The organism is Duganella sp. LjRoot269, assembly GCF_964254095.1.
GTDB classification, from domain to species: domain Bacteria; phylum Pseudomonadota; class Gammaproteobacteria; order Burkholderiales; family Burkholderiaceae_D; genus Rugamonas; species Rugamonas hordei.
In genome coordinates this window covers 6,513,335-6,533,245 of sequence record NZ_CAXUSL020000001.1, presented here as the reverse complement: position 1 = coordinate 6,533,245, position 19,911 = coordinate 6,513,335, and the positions used below count along the sequence as shown (strand labels likewise).

Sequence of the window (19,911 nt, the reverse complement as noted above, 5' to 3'; positions counted from 1 at the left end):
ATAAATCTTATGCTCATGGCGCCGCCGCGTCTTGCACCGTCTGCGCACGATGGATGACGATATCTGCACAATCGGCAAAAAACTGGAGACGCCGCCCGGCACCGCTGGCACAATCGAATCCATGCACACCAACCCACATCAGGACGACAGCGCGCGCCGCGCGCTGGGCGCCGGCATCGCCGATCCCTTCTTCGCCGAAGCGCTGTTCGACGCGCTGCCGGACGTGGTGTTCTTCGTCAAGGACGTGCAGGGGCGCTATGTGGTGGTCAACCAGACATTGGTGCAGCGCTGCGGGCAGCGGCACAAGGCCGCGCTGCTCGGCCGCACTTCGGCGGAGGTGTTCGCCCGTCCGTTCGGCCAGACCTACCTGGCGCAGGACATGGCGGTGCTGGCCGGCGGCGCCAGCATCGAGGACCAGCTGGAACTGCACCTGTACCCGAACCGCGATCCCGGCTGGTGCCTGACGCGCAAGACGGCGCTGCGCGACGCCGCCGGCCGCATCGTCGGCCTGACCGGCGTGTCGCGCGACCTGGCGATGGCGGATAAGAAGAATCCGGCCTACCGCAAGGTGGCGGCGGCGGTGGCGCTGATCCATGAGGAGTACGGCCGGCAGCTGCCGCTGGCGGAGCTGGCGCGCACGGCCAATATGTCGGTGGCGCAGATCGAGCGCTACTTCCTGCGCATCTTCCACCTGACGCCGCGCCAGATGATCATCCAGACCCGTGTCGATGCCGCCTCGCGGCTGCTGAAGGGCGGCGCCAGCGTGGCGGAGATCGCCCAGGCTTGCGGCTACGGCGATCATTCCGCCTTCACGCGCCAGTTCAAGGCCACCACCGGCGTCACGCCGACCCAGTACCGCCAGCTGCAGACGTCCGCTTCGTCCGCTTAAATCATCATGCCGACGTCGGCCTGCTCGACGCGGTTGCGGCCCAGCTGCTTGGCGCGGTACAGCGCCGTATCGGCGGCTTTCAGGAACGAGGCGATGGCGTCTCCCTCGTCCGGCGTGATCACCGCCACTCCCACGCTCACCGTCAGCACGTCGAACGGCGACGTTTCGTGCGGCAGCGCCAGGTCCTCGACCGATCGGCACGCCATGCTTGCCATCTCCAGCGACTGGTCCTCCGCGTTCGATTGCGAGATGATGGCGAATTCCTCGCCGCCGTAGCGGGCGACGAAATCGCCGCTGCGGCGGATGTGCGCGGTCAGCGCTTCAGCCACCCTGCACAGCGCCTCGTCGCCGGCCTGGTGGCCGTAGTTGTCGTTGTATTGCTTGAACAGGTCGACGTCCAGCATAGCCAGCGTCAGCGCCTGCTTGCCGCGCCGCGCGCGGCTCCATTCGGCGGCCAGTATCTCGTCGAAGCGGCGGCGGTTGGCGATGCCGGTCAGGCTGTCGGTGATGCTCATCGTCGCCAGCGCGCGGTTGGACACCTCCAGTTCGCGGGTGCGCTCGCGCACGCGGTTCTCCAGCTCGCGCTCGCGCGTCTGCAGCTCGTTCAGCAGCACCGCGAAGCCGATGCCGACCATGCACAGCGTCAGGATGAATTCCTGCGCGCGCACCGTTTCCAGGTGCACCGGCACGTCGCCGAAGGGCTTCATCCCGGTGGTCATCATCATCGCCGTGGACAGCGAGACCAGCGCCACGAACAGCGTCGTCAGGCGCGGACCGAAGCGGAACGCGATCACCGCCGCCGCCGGCATGAGCAAGGTCGGCGTCACGGAAACGCCGTCGATTTCGCCGCCGTGCGCCGACAGCACGGCCGCCGCCAGTATCAGCGTCAGGGCCAGCGCGAGGTCGTCGAGACGCGTCAGCTTCAGCGGCTGCTGGGACGGATGGGTGAAGGCCAGCAGCAGCGGCGTATAGATCAACAGGCCCAGGCCGTCGCCGAACCACCACAGGCGCGCCAGCGTGAAGTAGGAGGTGGTGACGCCGCCGGCCTTCTGCAGCACGAAGGCGGCCATCAGTCCGGCCAGCAGCGCGCCGGCGACAGGGCCGGACAGGATGAACTTGATCAGGTCCTGCAGCCGCTGCAGCCGGAACGAGGCGCCGCTGCGGCGCATCAGCTGGTAGGTGAAGACGACTTCCAGCAGATTGACGACGCTGAGCAGTATCGCCTCGTACCATGGAAAGACGGGCAGGTTGGCGAGGACGTCGGAACTGAAGGTGAGGGCGGCCAGCAGCGGCGCGCGCTGGCCGCGGAAGCGCAGCAGCGTGGCTAGCAGCACGGCGTTGGGCAGCCACACCACCACCACGTTTTCCGGCGTGACGGCACAGAAAAAAGTCAGCTTGACGCTGGCGAAATGGAACAGTGGCAGCAGCATGCAGAACAGCCAGTTCGGCCGTTCCCAGAATTGGTCTCGTTGTATCATCGGCGCCTTGCGGATAGTCGGCCGTATTTGCGCCGGTCGCTGCCAGATTGCCCTGCAATGCGGGCGCTGTCAACTACAGCAGTTTACTGTGCGGGACGCGGTGAGCCTTGCGGCCGCCAATCAGTACCACGTCCTGTGTTCCATCTTGCGCCAGTTCGATACTCTCTCCGGTTTCCGGGGCCACCAGGCTGGCGGCCCCGGTCGGCACCAGGCGGGTGGCGCCGATGTCGGGCATCACCAGCATCCAGTCCTTGCCATCGAATTGCAAGTCATAGCGGTTGGCGTAGCGGCCCTCGAATACATCCAGGCGATAAGTGCCCGCATAGCGCCTGGCCACGGCGATATCGAGCGGTGCCGGCTGCACCGGACGCGGTTTGAAGTCCGGCCACCCATATGCCGACGACACGGCCTTGACGATCTCGCCGCCCAAATAAGAACCGTTGTCGCCATCCGTCATGACCACCACGCCATCGCCGCTTTCGAGATACATCGCATAGGTACTTTTAAAACCGGCATTGCCGCCGGAATGCATGAAACGCAGGTGTTCGCCCTCGCCGACAACGAACAGGCCTTGCGCATAATTGTTCAAACCGGGCTTCAGAAGATCGTGTGCCTGAACGGTATTCAGGAACGCCGTGCCGGCTTTCCAGGACTGCTGCAGGGCGATGGCAAACCGGGCCAAATCGCTGGGAGTGGTCCACAATCCGGCGGCCGCCAGTTCGGGATAGACAAGGGCGCCACCCTCGACCTCGCTGCCATCAGCGTAGTGGCCGCGTGCGCGATTGCGCTCTCCGTCCGGCAGCGGCTGGGCAAAGCTGCTGCGGCGCATCGAGCTCAAGCTTGCCGCCGCGCGCCAGCCGGTGCGCCAGCGCCCCGGCGATGCCTTTGCTGATCGATGCCGCCTGATAAACCGTATCGGTGTCGATCCGTGGCGCGGCGGCTTGCTGGTACATGCCGGCCCAGGCTATCTTGCCATTGCGAATAACGGCCACGCTGACGCCGGCAACCCGATAGCGCTGCATGCGCTGTTGAATATTAAAAGTCGATGCCGGCTCGCCGGCAATCGCCACGCGCTGCTGCAGGCCATCGCCTATGCGCGCGCCGATATCAAATTCAGCGGCGGCAACCGACGCGCCGCCTGCCGCCGTGGCCAACAGAAGGACACGCAGCATGGCAGGCTGGGCTGATAGATGGGGTTCATGTCTTGCACCGTATCGCATGGAGCAGGCCTTGCCACGTCCCTGCGACGAGATGCTGAAAAAGCAGTCTGAACTGCATATTTCACCAGGCTACAAACACAAAAGGCCTAGCTCGATGTGAGCTAAGCCTTTAATTGTGTGGGATATTCTTTGGTGGTGATAGATGGACTTGAACCACCGACCCCAGCATTATGAATGCCGGGTGTTTTGCCCGCGTGCGGATGAGGCCGATCACCGATCCGGCCTACACTATTGATGCGTCGATTATCGGTTGGACAAATGGAAGGGCGCCGCTGGTTCCGTTCAGGCGGCCTGGTCTAGGTTTTTGGCCGGGAACATGGCGGCGGCGCCTGCCAGTACCAGCAGCGCCAGCATCAGCCAGATCAACAGGCCGTACTGACTCTCCCCTAGCACCAGCGCCCCCAGCATTGGTCCGGAGGCCAGTCCCACCTTGGAGGCAAAGCCGCCCCAAACGGCGCCGCTGCCGCGCTGGCCGAACCGCGCGCACATGCCCAGCAGGTAGGCGATGACGAAATTCCACGCCACGCCGGCCGCCACATTGGCCAACACCCAAATCCACACGACATGGCTGTACAGCAGCGCCCAGCTCCCCACCACCGCCAGCAACATGCCGCCGCCGATCGGTCCGGAGATGCCGAAACGGGTCGACAGTATCACCACCATCACCGCACCCAGCATCGCGATCCAGTTGGCCACGCCGAGCGTGCCGCTGACAAGGTCCAGCGACAGGCCGGCGCTGCGGCCCAGACCGATCAGGTAGGCATACAACCCCATATTGGCGGCCTGGAACAGCGCCACGGCGAATAGTGACAACAACAGTGGCCGCGAACGCACTGTTGCCGGCGCCGTTGTGTCCGCCGCCTCCGCCCGCACCGGATAGTCCGGCAGCCACCGCAGTAGCAACAACGTGATGGCGGAAAACAGGATCAACGCGGCAAACAGCACGGCGGTGCCCACCAGCGGCACCAGCAGCGGCAGCACCATCACGCCCAGCCCGCCAGCGCCGGCCTGGACCAGCAGTAGCACGCCGAAGGTGCGGTCCGGCGCCGGCGTGCGCGCGAACACCGAGAAGCTCAGCCCGACCAGCGCGCCGCCGACTACGCCGTGCACGAAGCGTACGCCCATCAGCGTCAGCGGCGTGTGCGCCGCCATCGACAACAGGTCCAGCAGCACCAGCGCCAGCAACAAGCGGCCCGACCAGCGCCGCCAGTTGAGTCGCCGCACCACGAGCGCCAGCAGCAAGGCGCCGCAGGCGCCGCCGTACATATTGAGGGAACCCACCATGCCCGCTTCGCGGTTGCTGAAATGCAGGCCCTGCTTCAAGCCATCGACCAGCGCCGGCATGATGTTGACGTAGTACAGCCCGGCCGTGGCCAGGAAGGACAGCAGGATGCGCGCCGCCATGCCGTCCGGCGCGGCGCGGGGAATGCCGAGGTATGTGTTCAAGTTGCTTCCTGTTGATGAGTAAAGTCGTGGTCGCCGCAGTCGACGCCGTGCGCGGTCAGGAACTCGGCCAGCGGCGCCAGTTGCTCCGCGTAGCTGTGCCAGCGCTGTACCGAGCGGCGATGCAGTGGCTGGCGCACCTGGGCCGCGCTGGCGGTGGCCGACGGCGCGGGATTACGGTGGAATTCAAGGCAGGCCGGTTCCCACGCCAGGCCGCAATAGGCCAGCAGCGCGCGGCTGCTCGCTTCCTGCGCGCCGACCAGCGCTTCGTAGTCGACCTCGTGGATGGCGTCCGGCAGGCAGTCGCGCCAGTGATGCATCAGCCGATGATAAGCCAGGTAATAATGGCCCAGGTCCTCCAGGCTGTAGGAATACGGATAGCCCATGCGGAACAGGGTTTTGTACATGGCCAGGCAGCTGTCGAGCGGATGGCGGCGCAGGTGGATCACGCGCGCGCCGGGCAGCGCCATGCGGATCAGCCCCAGGTACAGGAAATTGTCCGGTGTCTTGTTGATCAGCGCCGGGCTGTCGTCGCCATAGCCGGCGATGCCTTCGCGGTAGAGCCGGCCCAGTGCGGCGAAATCGATGCGCGCGGCGCGCGCGATCATGTCGCTCTTGCCGCCGCCGCCAGCCGCCAGCCGCATCACGCCGTAGACGAAATTGTTGATCTCGCCGAGGCTGCCGACGTGGCTGTGCGAACCGAGGATGCGCTCGACCAGCGTGGTGCCGCTGCGCGGCAGGCCGAGCACGAAGTAGGAGCGCTCGTCGGCGCGCGGCGGCGCCGCCGTGGCGAGCAGGCGGGCGTCGAAGGTGGCGGCGATCTGCGCCATCGCCGCCACGTCGCCGTCGACCCGATAGGCCAGGGCGGCGCGGCGCTGGTCGGCGCCGCGCCGCAAATAGGCGAACGAGACGGCCGCCTCGCCCAAGTCCTCGTGTTCCTTGGCCAGCGCGTAGCACAGCGGCACCGCCGCCGCATGGCCGGACGGCAGCCGGGACAGCGCCGCGCGCAGGCCGTCGATGTGGTTGCGCGCGACCGTCCACACCTGCAGCAGCGAGCGGTTGAGCCAGGCGGCGGCGTCGCCGGGGTCGCGCTCGATCACCCTGGTGTACAGCGCGTAGGCCCGCTCCAGGTCGCCCAGGGCGGTGCACGACGAGGCCAGGTTGTACAACACCCTGGCGTCGTCGGGCAGCAACTGCGCCGCCCGTTCGTGGCAGCGCGCGGCGGCCACGAAGCCGGCGCAATGCAGGTACAGCTGCGCCACGCGCTGCAGTGCCGCTGGGTCGTCGGCGGCGCCGACCTCCATCCGCGCCAGCGCCTCCAGCGCTTCGCCGGTGCGGCCACGCGTGATCAGCGCCTCGATCGCCAGCAGTTGCTGGGACAATTGGTGTTGGCCCATGGCCGTCGGCTCCATCAGCATAAAGACCTCAGTGTACCCGCACACCCGGCTCAGAACGCGTAGCCGGCGGTCAGGCCGATGGTGCGCGGCTGCGAGATCAGCACCTTGCTGCCGTTGCCATAGTAGTTCTGGCCCGGGCTGGTGCCCATCGACGCCTCCAGGAAGCCGCCGGTGACGCCGTCGCTGTTGCCCAGGTTCTTGACGTAGGCGGTGACGTTCCACTGCCCGGCCGACAGGCTGGTCGACAAGCCCCAGTCGCCGAAGCCAGCCCAGCGTTGCTTGACGGTGGGGAGCGTCGAGATCGCGTTCTCGGTGGCGCTTTGCGCATAACCGTGCACGCGCTGGGTCCAGTACCAGCCGTTGTCGAGCATCGTCACGTGTTCCAGCGAGCCGCTCAGCGTGTTGCGCGCGGTGCCAGGCAGCACCGTGCCGGCCTTGGCGGTGACCACCGACGGCTTGTCCGCGCGCAGCACGTCCTCGTCCAGCCGGGCGTTGACGTAGGCGTAGTTCAGGCCGTAGCGCCAGTTCTCGGCCAGTTTGCCGCTCAGCTCCAGCTCTAGCCCGCGGGTGCTGGCCTTGCCGCCGTTCTGGGCCACGTAGAAGCCCCAGTTCGGGGTGGTGGTGTCGATCTGGATATGCTTCCAATCGACGTGGAACAGCGACAGGTTGTAGCGGGTGCCGCCCAGCGTGCCCTTGACGCCGGTCTCCAGGTTGAGGTTTTTGTCCGGCGCGAAGGTTTGCCAGGCCGCGCTCTCGGCGAAATTGCCCGTCAGCGGCACCGCGTTGGCGCCCGCGCGGCGGTAGCCCTGCGACGCGGTGGCATACAGCATGTGGCGCGGCATGAAGTCCCATGACACGTTGGCCTTGAACAGGTTGCCCGAATCGTTCTGGGTGATCAAGGTATGGGTGGTCGCGTTATAGGGCGCGATGACGCCCGAGCCGACGATGCTGTCGTTGTTGAAATCGGTCTGGAACTTGCGCATGCCGCCGGTCACGCGCACTGTGGGCGCCACATGCCAGGTCAGCTCCCCGTACAGCGCGCGTTCCTTGAAGTTTTGCAGGCGGTGGAACACGAAGTCGTTGTCGCTGGTGACGCCGGCTGACGGCAGCGCCACGTCGGCCCAGGCCTTGAGCCCGCGCAGATAGCTCAGTTGGGTGGCCGCCAGGTCCTGGTTCTGGAAGTAGGCGCCAACGATGTAGTCGAGCATGCCGCCCGGCTTGGATACCAGCCGCAGTTCCTGCACCCAGGCCTTGTCGCCGTAGCTGCGATAGGCCTGCGCCATCGGCCGCGGATAATTGTAGTAGTAATCGGCCAGCCAATTGTTCTTGGCGTAGAAGCCGGTGTTTTCCGACAGGCTGTCGCCGCTCTGGTCGTAGTGCGAGGTGCCGCTCGACAGCGTGGCGAAGCCGAGGTCCCAGTCCATTTCCAGCGAGGCCATGCTGACCTCGCGCGCCGACGGCTCCAGCTGTACCGAACCATTTTCGTATTGGCCATACGGCACGCCGTAGCCGTCGCTGCCGCGGGTCGGCTGGCGCCGGCCGCCGACGTGGTCGCGCTGGGTCTGGTAAGTGAGCAGCGCGGTGAAATTGGCCGTCGGCTTGAACAGTGCCGAAATGCGAGCGTAGTCGATGCGCACCGTATCGGCGTCCTTGACGCTGCGGTAGCTGGCGGCCGGGTCGGTGATGCCCTTGGGCGCCACCGGCACGCCGGCCGCGTCCAGCACGTAGACGTTGCGGTAGTCGATGATGCCCGCGTTGTCGACCTTGCCGGCCGCCACCCGCAGCGCCGCCGTTTCGCCCAGCGGGATGTTGAACACGCCGTCGGTGCTGTAATTGTTACCGCCCGAGCCTTGGGTATGGCTGATGCCGCCGTCCAGCTTGGCCGACCAGGTGGCCAGTTCGGGACGGCGGGTCAGGTAGCGCACCGTGCCGCCCAGCGAACCGGAGCCGTACAGCGTGCCCTGCGGGCCGCGCAGCACCTCCACCCGGTCCAGGTCCTTGATCAGGAAGTTGGCGAAGATCGGGGTGTTGTTCAAATACGTGGACACGGTCGGCACCGCCGAGGTCTGGAAGTCGCCCAGGGCCGAGCCGTTGACGTTGAGTCCGCGGATGGTGATGCCGCTGATGACGCCCGAATTGCGCGCGCCGCGGTCCACCACCGAGGCACCGGCCACGCCGCGCAGCAGCTCGGACTGGTCGACGATGACGTTGTCCTCCAGCTGCTGGCCATTGATCGAGGAGATGTTGTAGGGAATCTTCAGGATGCTCTCCTTGCGTCCCTGTGCCGTGACGGTGACCGTGGCGATCTCGCCGGAGCCGGCCTCCTGCGCGGCGGCGCTGCCGGCCTGGCTGGCGCATGCCAGTGCGATGGCCGATGCCATGGCGCGTTGCTTCAACTGCTTGTGCGAATTCATTCCCGTGATCTCCCAGCGATTTTATAGTTGACTTGTCCGGCTGGCTGCCAGAGTCCCCACTATCGGCCAGCCGCCGCCGGATCGTCAATTACCCAGCATGAGTACCACAACGAGGGCATTGCCGCCGCCTGGCGGGCTGGCCTATATTGGTTCCCTGCGGGCCGCCTGGTCCGCCGACATTCACTTCAACCCCAACAAGGGATCGCCATGCCACGTCTTCTTACCATGCTGCCACCGGGCCTCGCGCTGGCTTGCGCGCTGGGCACGGCGGCCGCCGCCGAAGGCCGCGCCGCCCTGACCGCCGCCGCGCTGCATGGCCGTCGCGTCGACCTGGTCGACTACAGCGCCTATGCGCCGGCGCCGGGGGCTACTACCGCCCGCCAGGTGTTCCAGGGCACGCTGACGCTGACTCAACTGGCTGGTAGCGGCGGATTTAGTGAAACGGGCACTGGCGCGGCGGCGGCCTACCGCGATCCGCAACACCTGCCGCCGTTCGCATTCCAGTTCATCCAGCAAGGCGCCGACCTGGTGCCGCTGCGGCGCGGCCTGCTCGCCACCAGCCACCCGAATTGGCAATATATCATCGAGCCGGGCCGAGTCTGGCAGGAAGACGGCGACGAGGGCTACAGCCGCGCGGCGATTCCCTTCGCGCTGCAGGAAAAAGGGGCAAATTGCACCCATAACGGCGTGCTCAGCTTCCTGTTCAAATCCGACGGCAGCGTTTCCCGGGCCGCGTTCCAGATCGCTGGCGAAACCTGCGCCTACTTCAAGTTCGACCTGTGGGGGATGGCCGACGCCCGCTACATGCCCCAGGCCATTCCCGGCGCGGCGGCCGTGGCGGCCGCGTACCAGGCAGAGGTGGCGGCGCGCATGCCCACCCGGCCGATCGCCGCGCTGCCGGACGACTATCCGTCCGCCGGCGTGGTGGCGGCCAACATTGGCGCTGACCAGAGCGCGGCTGACATGACGGTCTACGGTGTGGCGGTGGATGGTGTCAACTACGTCGGCGGCTGCCAGACCCGGCGCGGGCGTTACCCGTACTGCGAGGTGCTTGACCTGCCTTCCTATTCGCTGGCCAAGTCCATCGCTGGTGCCATCGGCCTGATGCGCCTGGAAAAGAAATATCCGGGCAGCCAGTCGGTCCCGCTCAGTGATGCCGCCGGACCCTGCGGTGGCGCCATGTGGGCCGGTGTCACGCTGCTCGACGCGCTCGACATGGCGACCGGCCACTACGCCTCGGCCGCCTACGAAGCCGATGAAGGTTCTTCGACTACCGAACGGGGCTTCTTCGTACCGTCCACCTATCGTGCCAAGGCCCGCCATGCCTGTGCTTATGGCCGCCAGTCCGCTCCCGGTGCGTTGTGGGTCTACCACACCTCCGACACGTTCCTGCTGGGCGCCGCCCTCAACCGCGTCCAGCGCCAGCACGCGGGGGGCATCGGCGATTATTACGACATGTTGACGGCCGAGCTGTGGCGGCCGCTACGCCTCAGCCCCGCCGTCTGGACCACCGCCCGCACCCTCGACCGGGTCGCCGTGCCGCTGACCGGTTACGGCCTGACGCTGCACCACGACGACCTGGTGAAAATAGGCGAGTTCCTTAACAAGGACAACGCCAGCATCGCCGGCGTGCCCATGCTCGACGCCACGCTGTACAACGAGGCCATGCAGCGCACCGGCCGCCACGGCTTGGACACCGGGAAGGCTGGCCTGCGCTACCTGCACGGCCTGTGGGCCTGGAACGCCGGCCAAAGCCAGACCGGCGCACCGCCGCTGTGCCCGGGGGAGAAGTGGATACCGCACATGTCTGGCTACGGCGGCATTGGTCTGGTGTTGCTGCCCAACGACATGATTTATTACTTTGTCAGCGACCGCTTCGAATATGGATTCCAGCGCACCCTGGCCGAACTGAACAAGATTCGCAGTCTTTGCTAAGCTGCCAAAGCTGGCTTATTTTCCACCACTATAGGACCATCATGAGTTTTTTTACCATCGCCGCCATGCAACTGCCGATCTCCGGCCAGCAACCCAACCTTAGCGCCCTGCAGCAGGAAACCGACAACCTGATGCGGCGCTTCCCGGCCGTGCGAATGGTGCTGTTCAGCGAGCTGTGCACCTACGGCGCCGGCAAGGCGCACGCGCAGCCCGCCGGCGGCGTGGCCGAACAGGCCTACTGCGAGCTGGCGCGCCGGCATAACATCTGGCTGGTGCCCGGCTCGCTGTATGAACAGGACGGCGAGCGTCTGTACAATAGCGCCCCGGTCATCAACCCGCAAGGCGAGGTGGTGGCGCGCTACCGCAAGATGTTCCCGTTCCAGCCCTACGAAACGGGGATTGAACCGGGCGACGACTTCTGCGTGTTCGACGTGCCCGAGGTCGGCCGCTTCGGGGTGTCGATCTGCTACGACAAGTGGTTCCCCGAAACCACCCGCACGCTGGCGCTGATGGGGGCCGAAGTGATCTTGCACCCGACCATGACCGACACCATGGACCGTGGCGTCGAGCTGGCGATCGCCCGCACCAACGCGGCCGTCAACCAGTGCTATTTCTTCGACATCAACGGCATCGGCGACGGCGGCAACGGTCATTCGATCATCGTCGGCCCGGCCGGCGATGTGATCCACCAGGCTGGCATTGGCCGCGAGGTGATGCCGGTCGAGGTCGACCTTGGCCGGGTGCGGCGCGAGCGCGAGCGGGGATTGATGCAACTGGGGCAGCCGCTGAAAAGCTTCCGAGACCGCGGCGTCGATTTCGCCACGGCCCAGGCCGGCGCGCTGGCGGTCGACTACCTCGGCAGCCTTGGCCCGTTGGACAAGCCCGGCCGCGACTAGCGGACTGTGATGTGTGAATTGGGAGCGGCTGGCGCTACCGATTCACGCGTGATGGGCTAGTCCGGCGCCGCAGGTTGGCCTTGGTAAAAGATCGCGAACAGCTCGGACTGCGAGTTGATCTCCAGCTTGGCGTAAATGTGTTTTTTGTGCGCGCGCACCGTCTCGACCGAAATACCGAGCTTTTGGGCGATGTCCTTGGCGGAAAACCCGCCCAGCATCAACTGGCCGATCTCCACTTCGCGCGGCGTCAGGCGCGAGCCTTGCAGCCGTCCGAAGGCCTGGTCGGCCGCGGTGTCGCGGGGCGTCGGCGCCTCTGGAGCGGCCGGCGCCACCGGAACCACGTCGCGCAGGCACTCGAGCTTGTGGCGCTGGCTCATCAGTGGCACCACCCAGCCGGCCATCACCGACAGCGCTGCCACTTCTTCCGGCCGGTAGCGGCTGCCGCGCCCCATCGAAAAGCACAGCGTGCGCGTCGCGTCGAGGCGGCAGTTGAACTGGATTTCGTCAGCCACGATGTTCAGGTGAAAATACAGCCGGTAGTAGTCGGTCGCCGCGAAGTTTTCCGGCGCCACCTCGTCCAGCAGCACCAGGCCCGAGCGCGGGTGGTCGCGGCTGGCGACAAAGAAGGGATCGAGCAGGTACAAGCCGTTCAGGTAGTCCAGGAACAGCATGTCGGTGCCGCCGTCGGCGCCCGGGTTCTCACTGAAAACCTGCGGCGGGCCGGCGGGCGAAAAGCACAGCACGACCCAGTTGTCGAAGTCGATGAAACTGCGCACCCCGCGCACCAATTGGCCCCAGAAATCAGGCTGGTCGAGGACCTCGATCAGGTGGCCGATCTTGCGCTGATAGGCCAGGTCGTGCAAGTGCAAATCCATGTGCGTCCCGTGGTCCTAGGTCCCGAAGTGAAATTCCATCCGACCAAATACTACCATCAGCTCAGGTCGGCGATCCGCCGCAGCGCTGCCGCCACGTCGCAAGTGGCGGTATCAATCACCAGCTCGGCCGCCAGCGGCGGTTGGTATGGATCGTCCCAGCCGCTCAGGCCACGCAACTTGCCGGCGCGCGCCAGCGCGTACAGGCCCTTGGGATCGCGCGCAACGCAGGTGTCGATCGAGGTGCTGACGAATATCTCGATAAAATCCCCTTCGGCGAACAGCGCGCGCGCCGCCAAGCGGTCCTCACTGTAGGGGGAGATGCTGGCGACGATGGCGTTCATGTTGTTTGCGACTAGCACCTTGGCCACCTCAGCGATGCGCCGCACGTTTTCCTGCCGATCGTCACGGCTGAAGCCTAGGTCGCGGTTCAGACCCGCACGCAAAGCGTCGGCATCCAGCAACAGTGACGGTTGCCGCGCCGCCGTGAAGTGTACATGTAGCGCCGTCGCCAGCGTGGTCTTGCCTGCTCCCGGCAGGCCGGTGAACCAATAACAGCGTGGCATACTATTCTCTGCGGTTGTTACGGATGGCCCGCGCCAGCAAGGCAAACGCGGGGGCGATCTGTTCGTTGGCGACGCAGGCGTAGCCGAGCACCAAGCCGGGCGCGGCCCGGCCGGCGTGATAATAGTAGCGTGACAGCGGTCGCACAGCGACGCCCAGTGCCAGCGCGTCGCGTGCGACTGCCTGGTCGTCGCTGCCGGCGGGCAGCCGCAGCGCCAAGTGCAGACCGGTGTCGCCGCCGCTGACCGCCACCTCCGCCGGCTCGAAATGGCTGGCGATGGCGTGCTGCAGCAGCTCCAGTCGGCCGCCGTACAGCAAGCGCATGCGCCGCACGTGGGCGTTGAAATGGCCCTGGGCGATGAATTCGGCCAGCGTGGCCTGCACCGGCGCCTGTCCGGAGCGGTACAGCTCCTCCATGCCGGTGACGAAGGCCGGCGCCAGCGCCTCTGGCAGCACCAGGTAGCCCAGCCGCAGGCCGGGGAACATGGTCTTGCTGAACGTCCCCATGTAGAGCACCCGTTCACAGCTGTCCATGCCTTGCAGCGACGCCAGTGGCCGGCCGTTGTAGCGGAATTCGCTGTCGTAGTCATCCTCGATGATCCAGCAGCCGTGGCGCTGCGCATATTCGAGTAGCATGCGCCGGCGCGACAGGCTCATCACCATGCCCAGCGGGTACTGGTGCGAGGGCGTGACCACGATGAATCGCGGCGGCCGCGCCATCTGCGCGGGGGTAGGGCAGAGGCCTTCGGCGTCCAGCGGGATCGGCCGGATCTCCACCCCGGACGCGGCCAGCAAGGTGCGCGCCCCCCAGTAGCATGGATCCTCGACCCAGACCACGTCGCCCGGGTCGCTGAGCAGCCGCAGGCACAGGTCCAGCGACTGGTGGATGCCGCTGGTGACGACGATCTGGCCGGCGCCACAATCGACCGAGCGCGCCGCCTTCAGGTAGCCGGCCAGCGCCTCGCGCAAAGGCTGGTAGCCGCCGCCGCTGCCATAGGTCAGCGCCGACACCGGTGGCTGGCGCCAGACGCGCCGCTGCAGGTCGCTCCAGATCTGGTAAGGAAAGCGGCTGACGTCGGGCACGCCGGGAACGAAGGCGCCCCATTGCTGGGTTGCCGCGCCGGCCTGCGCCAACAGACGCTGGCCGCGCCGCGACAAACGTACCTGGCCGCCGCCCGCCTTGCGCGGCGCCTGTACGCCCGATAGACCGTCCAGGTCGGGCACGGTGTCGGCGACAAAAGTGCCGCTGCTGGCGCGCGCCTCCAGATAACCCTCGGCCAGAAGCTGCTCGTAGGCATACAGCACGGTGTTGCGCGAGATCCCGAGTTCGCCCGCGAGATCGCGGCTCGAAGGCAGGCGGGTATCGGCCGACAGTTGCCGGTCGAGGATGGCCTGCCGCAGCAGGCGGTAAAGCTGGCGGTTGCGCGGCAGCGCGGACTCCATGTCCAGGTGCAGCAGCAAATAATCGGAGACGTTGAAAGCGCGCATGCAGCCAGTATAGCGGGCACTGCGATGGTACCATCGAAAAATCTTATCTGGCACTACCCAATGGAACCAAAGAGGGCGACCATGCAAGCCTCGACTATCCAACAGGAGCACCGGTATGACCACTAATCTCGAATGGCAGCAACGTAAAAACATCAACTCGCCGCGCGGCGTCGGCGTCATGTGCCAGTTTTACGCTGAGCGCGCCCTCAACGCCGAACTGTGGGACGTCGAGGGCCGCAGGGTGATCGATTTCGGCGCCGGCATCGCCGTGCTGAACACAGGTCACAGCCATCCGAAAATCGTTGCCGCCGTCACCGAACAGCTGCAACGCTTCAGCCATACGGCATATCAGATCGTGCCTTACGGCGGCGCCGTCGCACTGGCCGAGAAGATCAACCGCATTACCCCTGGCACGCACGCCAAGAAGACGGCCTTCTTCACCACTGGCGCCGAGGCGGTGGAAAACGCCATCAAGATCGCCCGTGCCGCGACCGGCCGCAGCGGCGTCATCGCCTTCGCTGGCGGCTTCCACGGCCGCACCATGATGGGCCTGGCCCTGACCGGCAAGGTGGAGCCGTATAAGACCGGCTTCGGCCCCTTCCCGGGCGAGGTCTATCACGCGCCCTTCCCCAATCCGCTGCACGGCGTGAGCGAGGCGCAATCGCTGCAGGCCCTGAACGCCCTGTTCAAGAGCGATATCGATCCGGCCCGCGTTGCGGCCATCATCCTGGAGCCGGTGCAGGGCGAAGGCGGCTTCTATGTGGCGCCGCCGTCGTTCATGCGGGCCTTGCGCGCGCTGTGCGACCAGCACGGCATCCTGCTGATCGCCGATGAAATCCAGTCCGGCTTCGCCCGCACCGGCAAGCTGTTCGCCATGGATCACCACGACGTGCTGCCCGACCTGATGACGCTGGCCAAGAGCCTGGCCGGCGGCCTGCCGCTGTCGGCTGTATGCGGGCGCGCCGAGATCATGGACGCGCCGGCGCCGGGCGGCCTTGGCGGCACCTATGCGGGCAATCCGCTGGCGATCGCCGCGGCCCATGCGGTGCTCGACATCATCGATGAAGAGCAGTTGTGCAGCCGCGCCAATTTACTGGGGGAGCGCCTGGCCGCCCGCCTCGCGGCCGCTCGCGCCGAAGTGCCGCAGATCGCTGATGTACGTGGTCTGGGAGCGATGGTCGCCGTGGAATTCCGCGACCCGGACAGTGGTGCGCCGGATGCCGCCTTCGCCAAGAAGGTCCAGGCCGAGGCGCTGCGGCAAGGCCTTCTGTTGTTGACTTGCGGCGGCTATGGCCAGGTGATCCGCTTCCTGTTCCCGTTGACGATAGGCGATGCGGTGTTCGACGAAGCGCTCGCCATCCTCGACGCTGCGCTGCGTGCCTGAAAGGAGCAAGACATGAGCAAACCAAACCTCCGCAATCCCGACCTGTGGCGCGAGCAGGCGCATATCGACGGCGAATGGCATCACGCCGATAGCGGCGCCACCCTGGCGGTGTACAACCCGGCCAACGGCAAGCAGCTCGGCACCGTGCCGCTGATGGGGGCGGCGGAAACGCGGCGCGCCATCGCGGCAGCCGATGCCGCGTGGCCCAGCTGGCGCAAGAAGACCGCCAAGGAACGCGCGGCGATCCTGCGAAAATGGCACGACCTGATCATCAAGAACGCCGACGACCTGGCGTTGCTGATGACGCTGGAGCAGGGCAAGCCCATCACCGAATCGCTGGGGGAAGTGGCGTACGGCGCTTCCTTCATCGAGTGGTTTGCCGAAGAGGCCAAGCGCGTGGCCGGCGAGACGCTGGCTTCGCCCTGGCGCGACCGTCGCCTCCTGGTGACTAAAGAGCCGATCGGCGTATGTGCCGCCATCACGCCATGGAATTTCCCGATCGCGATGATCACCCGTAAAGTTGGCCCCGCGCTGGCGGCCGGTTGCACCATGGTGCTGAAGCCGGCCGAGGCTACGCCCTACTGCGCGCTCGCGCTGGCGGCGCTGGCGGAGCGGGCGGGACTGCCGCCAGGTGTGTTCAACGTTGTCACTGGCGAGCCACGGGAGATCGGCGGCGAGATGACGTCGAACCCCGTGGTGCGCAAGCTCAGTTTTACCGGTTCCACCGAAGTGGGACGTTTGCTAATGGCGCAAAGCGCACCGACGATCAAGAAGCTGTCGCTGGAACTTGGCGGCAACGCGCCTTTCATCGTGTTCGACGATGCCGACTTGGATGCGGCGGTGGAGGGGGCCATCGCGTCCAAATTCCGCAACGCTGGCCAAACCTGCGTATGCGCCAACCGTCTGTACGTACAGGACCGCGTCTACGAGCAGTTCGCCGAAAAGCTGGTGGCCGCCGTCGCCAAACTGCGGGTTGGCAACGGAGTTGAAAGGGGCGTGACGCAAGGGCCCCTGATTAATGAACAGGCAGTGCAAAAGGTTGAACGGCATGTGGCCGACGCGCTGGGCAAGGGTGGACGCTTGCTGACTGGCGGCAAGCGCCACGTGCTGGGCCATGGTTTTTTCCAGCCGACGGTGATCGCCGATATCAGCCCGGACATGTTGGTGGCTAAACAGGAGACCTTTGGCCCGCTGGCGCCGCTGTTCCGTTTCAAGACCGACGAGGAAGCGCTGGCCTTGGCCAACAACACCGAGTTCGGACTGGCCAGCTACTTCTATTCGCGCGATATCGGCCGCATCTGGCGCGTGGCCGAGGGGCTGGAGACCGGCATGGTCGGTGTCAATACCGGTTTGATTTCCAACGAAGTCGGCCCGTTCGGCGGCGTCAAGCAATCAGGCCTGGGACGGGAGGGCTCGCACTATGGCTTGGACGATTACCTGGTCATCAAATACATCTGCCTTGGCGGAATGTAATCCAGGGCGATTAGCGTATCGTCCAAGCTAGACCACCAAACCCGGCATACGCAGCGCGAACAGCGCGCCAAACGGCACCATCGGCAGCGTATGATCCGCGTCGGTGACGCTGTTACTTGTGGGACCGGGGCATGAGCGCGATCCTGCAACCCCAGCGCGGCCTAGACACAAGCGCCGGAAAAATACTCTAGAATAGAAACACAAAAGGCCTAGCTCGATGTGAGCTAAGCCTTTGATTGTGTGGATTATTCTTTGGTGGTGATAGGTGGAATCGCACCGATCGTCACGAAGGACATGTAAGTCCCTGATTTATAAGCCGTTGCCTTATCGCTTGGTGTCGAGATTGATTCAATGTGCATCACCTAAGTGATGCGCGCCAGGACAACAAGATGCTAGTGTATGCAAATCGTATCGCTCGCGCTAGTGCGCCATGCTGGCGCTGGTTGGATCGGGAGTTCAAGTCCCCTTCGAAGATTTTCCCATTGTGACTAGAACGTCTGCAAAGAGGGCATGCCTGCTCTGACCTACATGTAGGGGAATTCAATGCCCTTCAACCAATGCTCATTGCCAAACTGGTCGATCACCGCAATGTCGGCCTTGAACGTCTTGCCTTCTTCAATTACTGGTGGCTGAACAAAGAAGTCAAACCGCAGGTCGGTGATGCCGAGTTCGGGGATTACATGGTTGCTGCCATACACGGCAGAACCCTGAGCGCGGACCAGGGCGTGTCCCATTGCTTTAGGTTTGCGGAGTTTTGCACCCATGATGACCACGTCATACTTGGATATGTTGGTGACATTTAAGTCGCCGACTATTTGCATAGCGGGTCGCCCGCCCATCGACCCCATATGCCACCAGAGAGAGTTAGCACGAGACATTGGAACCAGGATTATCGTTTTCTTGGGGATATCGATAATGCCAGGTGACGCCTTGTAGCCAATGAGCGCGATAAACCAGGTCCAAGCTTTGCCGAACCATCCAAAGATTGTGCCAAGGATAGCAAGTGCGCTAGTAGCTATTCCGACGGCAATTTTCAGGTTTTCAAGATCGATTGGCATAGTTCCCTAGATGTGAGCCACTGACATTGGAGGCTATTTTTGGCAAGTCGCCGTTGTTCACCTGCGGTAACGTCAATTGCCTACTTTAACAAAATTAACGAGAAACGGCCTTAGTGAATCGCTGCAACGCCTTTTTTGTCAGTCACTATATGCTGTTGCGACAAGCCACGCCGCTTGGAACCGGCGAGCTTGTCACGTAGTTAGTCCGCATCTGCTAGCCGGATCAGACCGCCCACTCTTGAATTCGGCTTACGGCCTTCGCCGTCCACTTTCCACCTCGGATTGTCGGCACTCCCATCTGGTTCAAGTGGGCAGCAATCGCGTTCAAACTCATGCCTTCGCGCAGGTTCCCAAAGTGACCCATCATCTTTTTGGAGAACTCAACAGAAGCTAGTTCGCGAGCCTCGCGGCCCTTGGCCTGCGCGTCCTTCAGATTCGTTCGGTTTCCCAACACGACGCCGGAGGCCTTCTTCACCGCCAGCGCCGCCTTGGTGCGCTCAGAGATCAGTCGGCGCTCTTTCTCTGCCAGCGAGGCATACAGGTGCAGCACAAATGGGTCAACGTCGGCGCCAAGCTCTGCCACGATGAACGGCACCCGGCGGGCCATTAGACCGGAGATAAACGCCACGTCGCGGCTCAGTCGGTCCAGCTTTGCCACGATGACCGAGCAACCCAGGCGGCGAGCAGCATCGAGCGCACCGGCCAGGCCCACGCGATCTTCAACGGCCAGCTTGCCGCTGGCGACATCGACGAAGCCGTCCACGACCTCAAAACCCTCAGCGGCACAGAAACGCTCAAGCGTCGCTAATTGGCCGTCCAAACCCAATCCGCTCTTGCCTTGCTCGGAAGTGCTGACACGCCGATAGATGATTGCCTTCTTCATATTCTCCCTGTCTGTGTCATTCGTATATGACCGTTTACATATGACACAAGTATAGCCACTTCAGCTTAATATGAATAGACGTGACACGTCACAATAAATGTGATATAGTTAAAACATGACTTCGGAAACTACCACCCAACCTGCAAAGCGCGGTCGTAAGCCTACGGGAGCGGCCATGTCTGCCGCCGAGCGGAAGCGCCGTAGCCGCGAACGTCAACAGGCAACCGGCATCAAAGCGTTCCAGATGCAAGTCGAGGGTTTGCACCTGCAAGCCGTCGAACTGACGGCCGCTCGCACGAATGTCTCCGCTGGCGCAGCATTGCGTATGATCTTGGAGCCTGCGCTAGATCGATATACCGGGCTGATGCATCGCTGCTTGCGAATGATCGAGAACGGCGCTACCGATGAAGAGATCGCCCAATTCATGGACACACACTGGATGCCGGAACTGCCACCTATTCCGGAGAAAAACGGGCAGTAATGAAACACCCCTGCGCTTTATCGGTAAAACCTGAAC

Annotated in this window: 17 protein-coding genes; 6 read left to right on the top strand and 11 right to left on the bottom strand. The window is 64.5% G+C overall.

Annotated elements, in window-relative coordinates; all coding sequences use genetic code 11:
- The first annotated feature begins 121 nt into the window (after window positions 1–121).
- Window positions 122–889, top strand: a complete 768-nt coding sequence (locus tag ACSQ3S_RS29230) for an AraC family transcriptional regulator (RefSeq protein WP_353400830.1) — start codon at window positions 122–124, stop codon at window positions 887–889.
- Here the strand turns inward: ACSQ3S_RS29230 and ACSQ3S_RS29225 are convergent.
- From ACSQ3S_RS29225 to ACSQ3S_RS29200, 6 genes are all read right to left on the bottom strand, one after another.
- Window positions 886–2,367 (bottom strand): sensor domain-containing diguanylate cyclase, encoded by a 1,482-nt coding sequence (locus ACSQ3S_RS29225; RefSeq protein WP_436144579.1) that lies wholly within the window; start codon window positions 2,365–2,367, stop codon window positions 886–888. The genes ACSQ3S_RS29230 and ACSQ3S_RS29225 overlap by 4 nt on opposite strands.
- Window positions 2,368–2,440: 73 nt before the next feature.
- Complete coding sequence (locus ACSQ3S_RS29220) at window positions 2,441–3,196, bottom strand: serine hydrolase domain-containing protein (protein ID WP_436145090.1); 756 nt, start codon at window positions 3,194–3,196, stop codon at window positions 2,441–2,443.
- Complete coding sequence (locus tag ACSQ3S_RS29215) at window positions 3,126–3,539, bottom strand: serine hydrolase domain-containing protein (protein ID WP_436144578.1); 414 nt, start codon at window positions 3,537–3,539, stop codon at window positions 3,126–3,128. The genes ACSQ3S_RS29220 and ACSQ3S_RS29215 overlap by 71 nt, the downstream gene beginning before the upstream one ends.
- Window positions 3,540–3,869: 330 nt before the next feature.
- Window positions 3,870–5,033, bottom strand: a complete 1,164-nt coding sequence (locus ACSQ3S_RS29210; protein WP_436144577.1) for an MFS transporter — start codon at window positions 5,031–5,033, stop codon at window positions 3,870–3,872.
- Window positions 5,030–6,427: a sulfotransferase gene (locus ACSQ3S_RS29205; protein ID WP_436144576.1), complete on the bottom strand. Its 1,398-nt coding sequence runs from the start codon at window positions 6,425–6,427 to the stop codon at window positions 5,030–5,032. Before ACSQ3S_RS29205 ends, ACSQ3S_RS29210 begins: the two co-directional genes overlap by 4 nt.
- A gap of 50 nt (window positions 6,428–6,477) precedes the next feature.
- A complete protein-coding gene (locus ACSQ3S_RS29200) occupies window positions 6,478–8,841 on the bottom strand; it encodes a TonB-dependent receptor (RefSeq protein WP_436144575.1) in 2,364 nt (787 codons plus the stop codon).
- Window positions 8,842–9,048: 207 nt separating this feature from the next.
- On the opposite strand from ACSQ3S_RS29200, the gene ACSQ3S_RS29195 reads away from it, so the two are divergent.
- Window positions 9,049–10,776, top strand: coding sequence for a hypothetical protein (locus ACSQ3S_RS29195; RefSeq protein WP_436144574.1), 1,728 nt, complete (start codon window positions 9,049–9,051; stop codon window positions 10,774–10,776).
- 41 nt (window positions 10,777–10,817) lie between these two features.
- Window positions 10,818–11,672, top strand: coding sequence for a carbon-nitrogen hydrolase family protein (locus ACSQ3S_RS29190; RefSeq protein ID WP_436144573.1), 855 nt, complete (start codon window positions 10,818–10,820; stop codon window positions 11,670–11,672).
- Between the two features lie 56 nt (window positions 11,673–11,728).
- Here ACSQ3S_RS29190 and ACSQ3S_RS29185 read toward each other — a convergent pair whose 3' ends face one another.
- From ACSQ3S_RS29185 to ACSQ3S_RS29175, 3 genes are read right to left on the bottom strand one after another with little or no spacing between them, the layout of a single operon-like run.
- Window positions 11,729–12,547: a helix-turn-helix transcriptional regulator gene (locus tag ACSQ3S_RS29185; RefSeq protein ID WP_436144572.1), complete on the bottom strand. Its 819-nt coding sequence runs from the start codon at window positions 12,545–12,547 to the stop codon at window positions 11,729–11,731.
- A 56-nt stretch (window positions 12,548–12,603) separates the two neighbouring features.
- Window positions 12,604–13,110, bottom strand: coding sequence for an adenylyl-sulfate kinase (gene cysC / locus ACSQ3S_RS29180; RefSeq protein WP_436144571.1), 507 nt, complete (start codon window positions 13,108–13,110; stop codon window positions 12,604–12,606).
- Window position 13,111: 1 nt separating this feature from the next.
- The gene (locus ACSQ3S_RS29175; RefSeq protein ID WP_436144570.1) at window positions 13,112–14,596 is read right to left on the bottom strand and encodes a PLP-dependent aminotransferase family protein; all 1,485 of its coding nucleotides are present in this window, start codon (window positions 14,594–14,596) and stop codon (window positions 13,112–13,114) included.
- A gap of 115 nt (window positions 14,597–14,711) precedes the next feature.
- On the opposite strand from ACSQ3S_RS29175, the gene gabT reads away from it, so the two are divergent.
- Both gabT and ACSQ3S_RS29165 read left to right on the top strand, forming a co-directional pair.
- Window positions 14,712–15,980 (top strand): 4-aminobutyrate--2-oxoglutarate transaminase, encoded by a 1,269-nt coding sequence (gene gabT, locus ACSQ3S_RS29170; RefSeq protein ID WP_436144569.1) that lies wholly within the window; start codon window positions 14,712–14,714, stop codon window positions 15,978–15,980.
- Window positions 15,981–15,992: 12 nt separating this feature from the next.
- Entirely contained in the window at window positions 15,993–17,453 is a 1,461-nt protein-coding gene (locus ACSQ3S_RS29165) for an NAD-dependent succinate-semialdehyde dehydrogenase (protein ID WP_436144568.1), read from the top strand.
- Between the two features lie 524 nt (window positions 17,454–17,977).
- Here ACSQ3S_RS29165 and ACSQ3S_RS29160 read toward each other — a convergent pair.
- Window positions 17,978–18,511: a hypothetical protein gene (locus ACSQ3S_RS29160; RefSeq protein WP_436144567.1), complete on the bottom strand. Its 534-nt coding sequence runs from the start codon at window positions 18,509–18,511 to the stop codon at window positions 17,978–17,980.
- A 223-nt stretch (window positions 18,512–18,734) separates the two neighbouring features.
- On the bottom strand, window positions 18,735–19,394 hold the full coding sequence (locus ACSQ3S_RS29155) for a recombinase family protein (protein ID WP_436144566.1): 660 nt from the start codon (window positions 19,392–19,394) through the stop codon (window positions 18,735–18,737).
- 175 nt (window positions 19,395–19,569) lie between these two features.
- Between ACSQ3S_RS29155 and ACSQ3S_RS29150 the strand changes: the two genes are divergently transcribed.
- A complete protein-coding gene (locus ACSQ3S_RS29150; RefSeq protein WP_436144565.1) occupies window positions 19,570–19,875 on the top strand; it encodes a hypothetical protein in 306 nt (101 codons plus the stop codon).
- Window positions 19,876–19,911 lie beyond the last annotated feature (36 nt).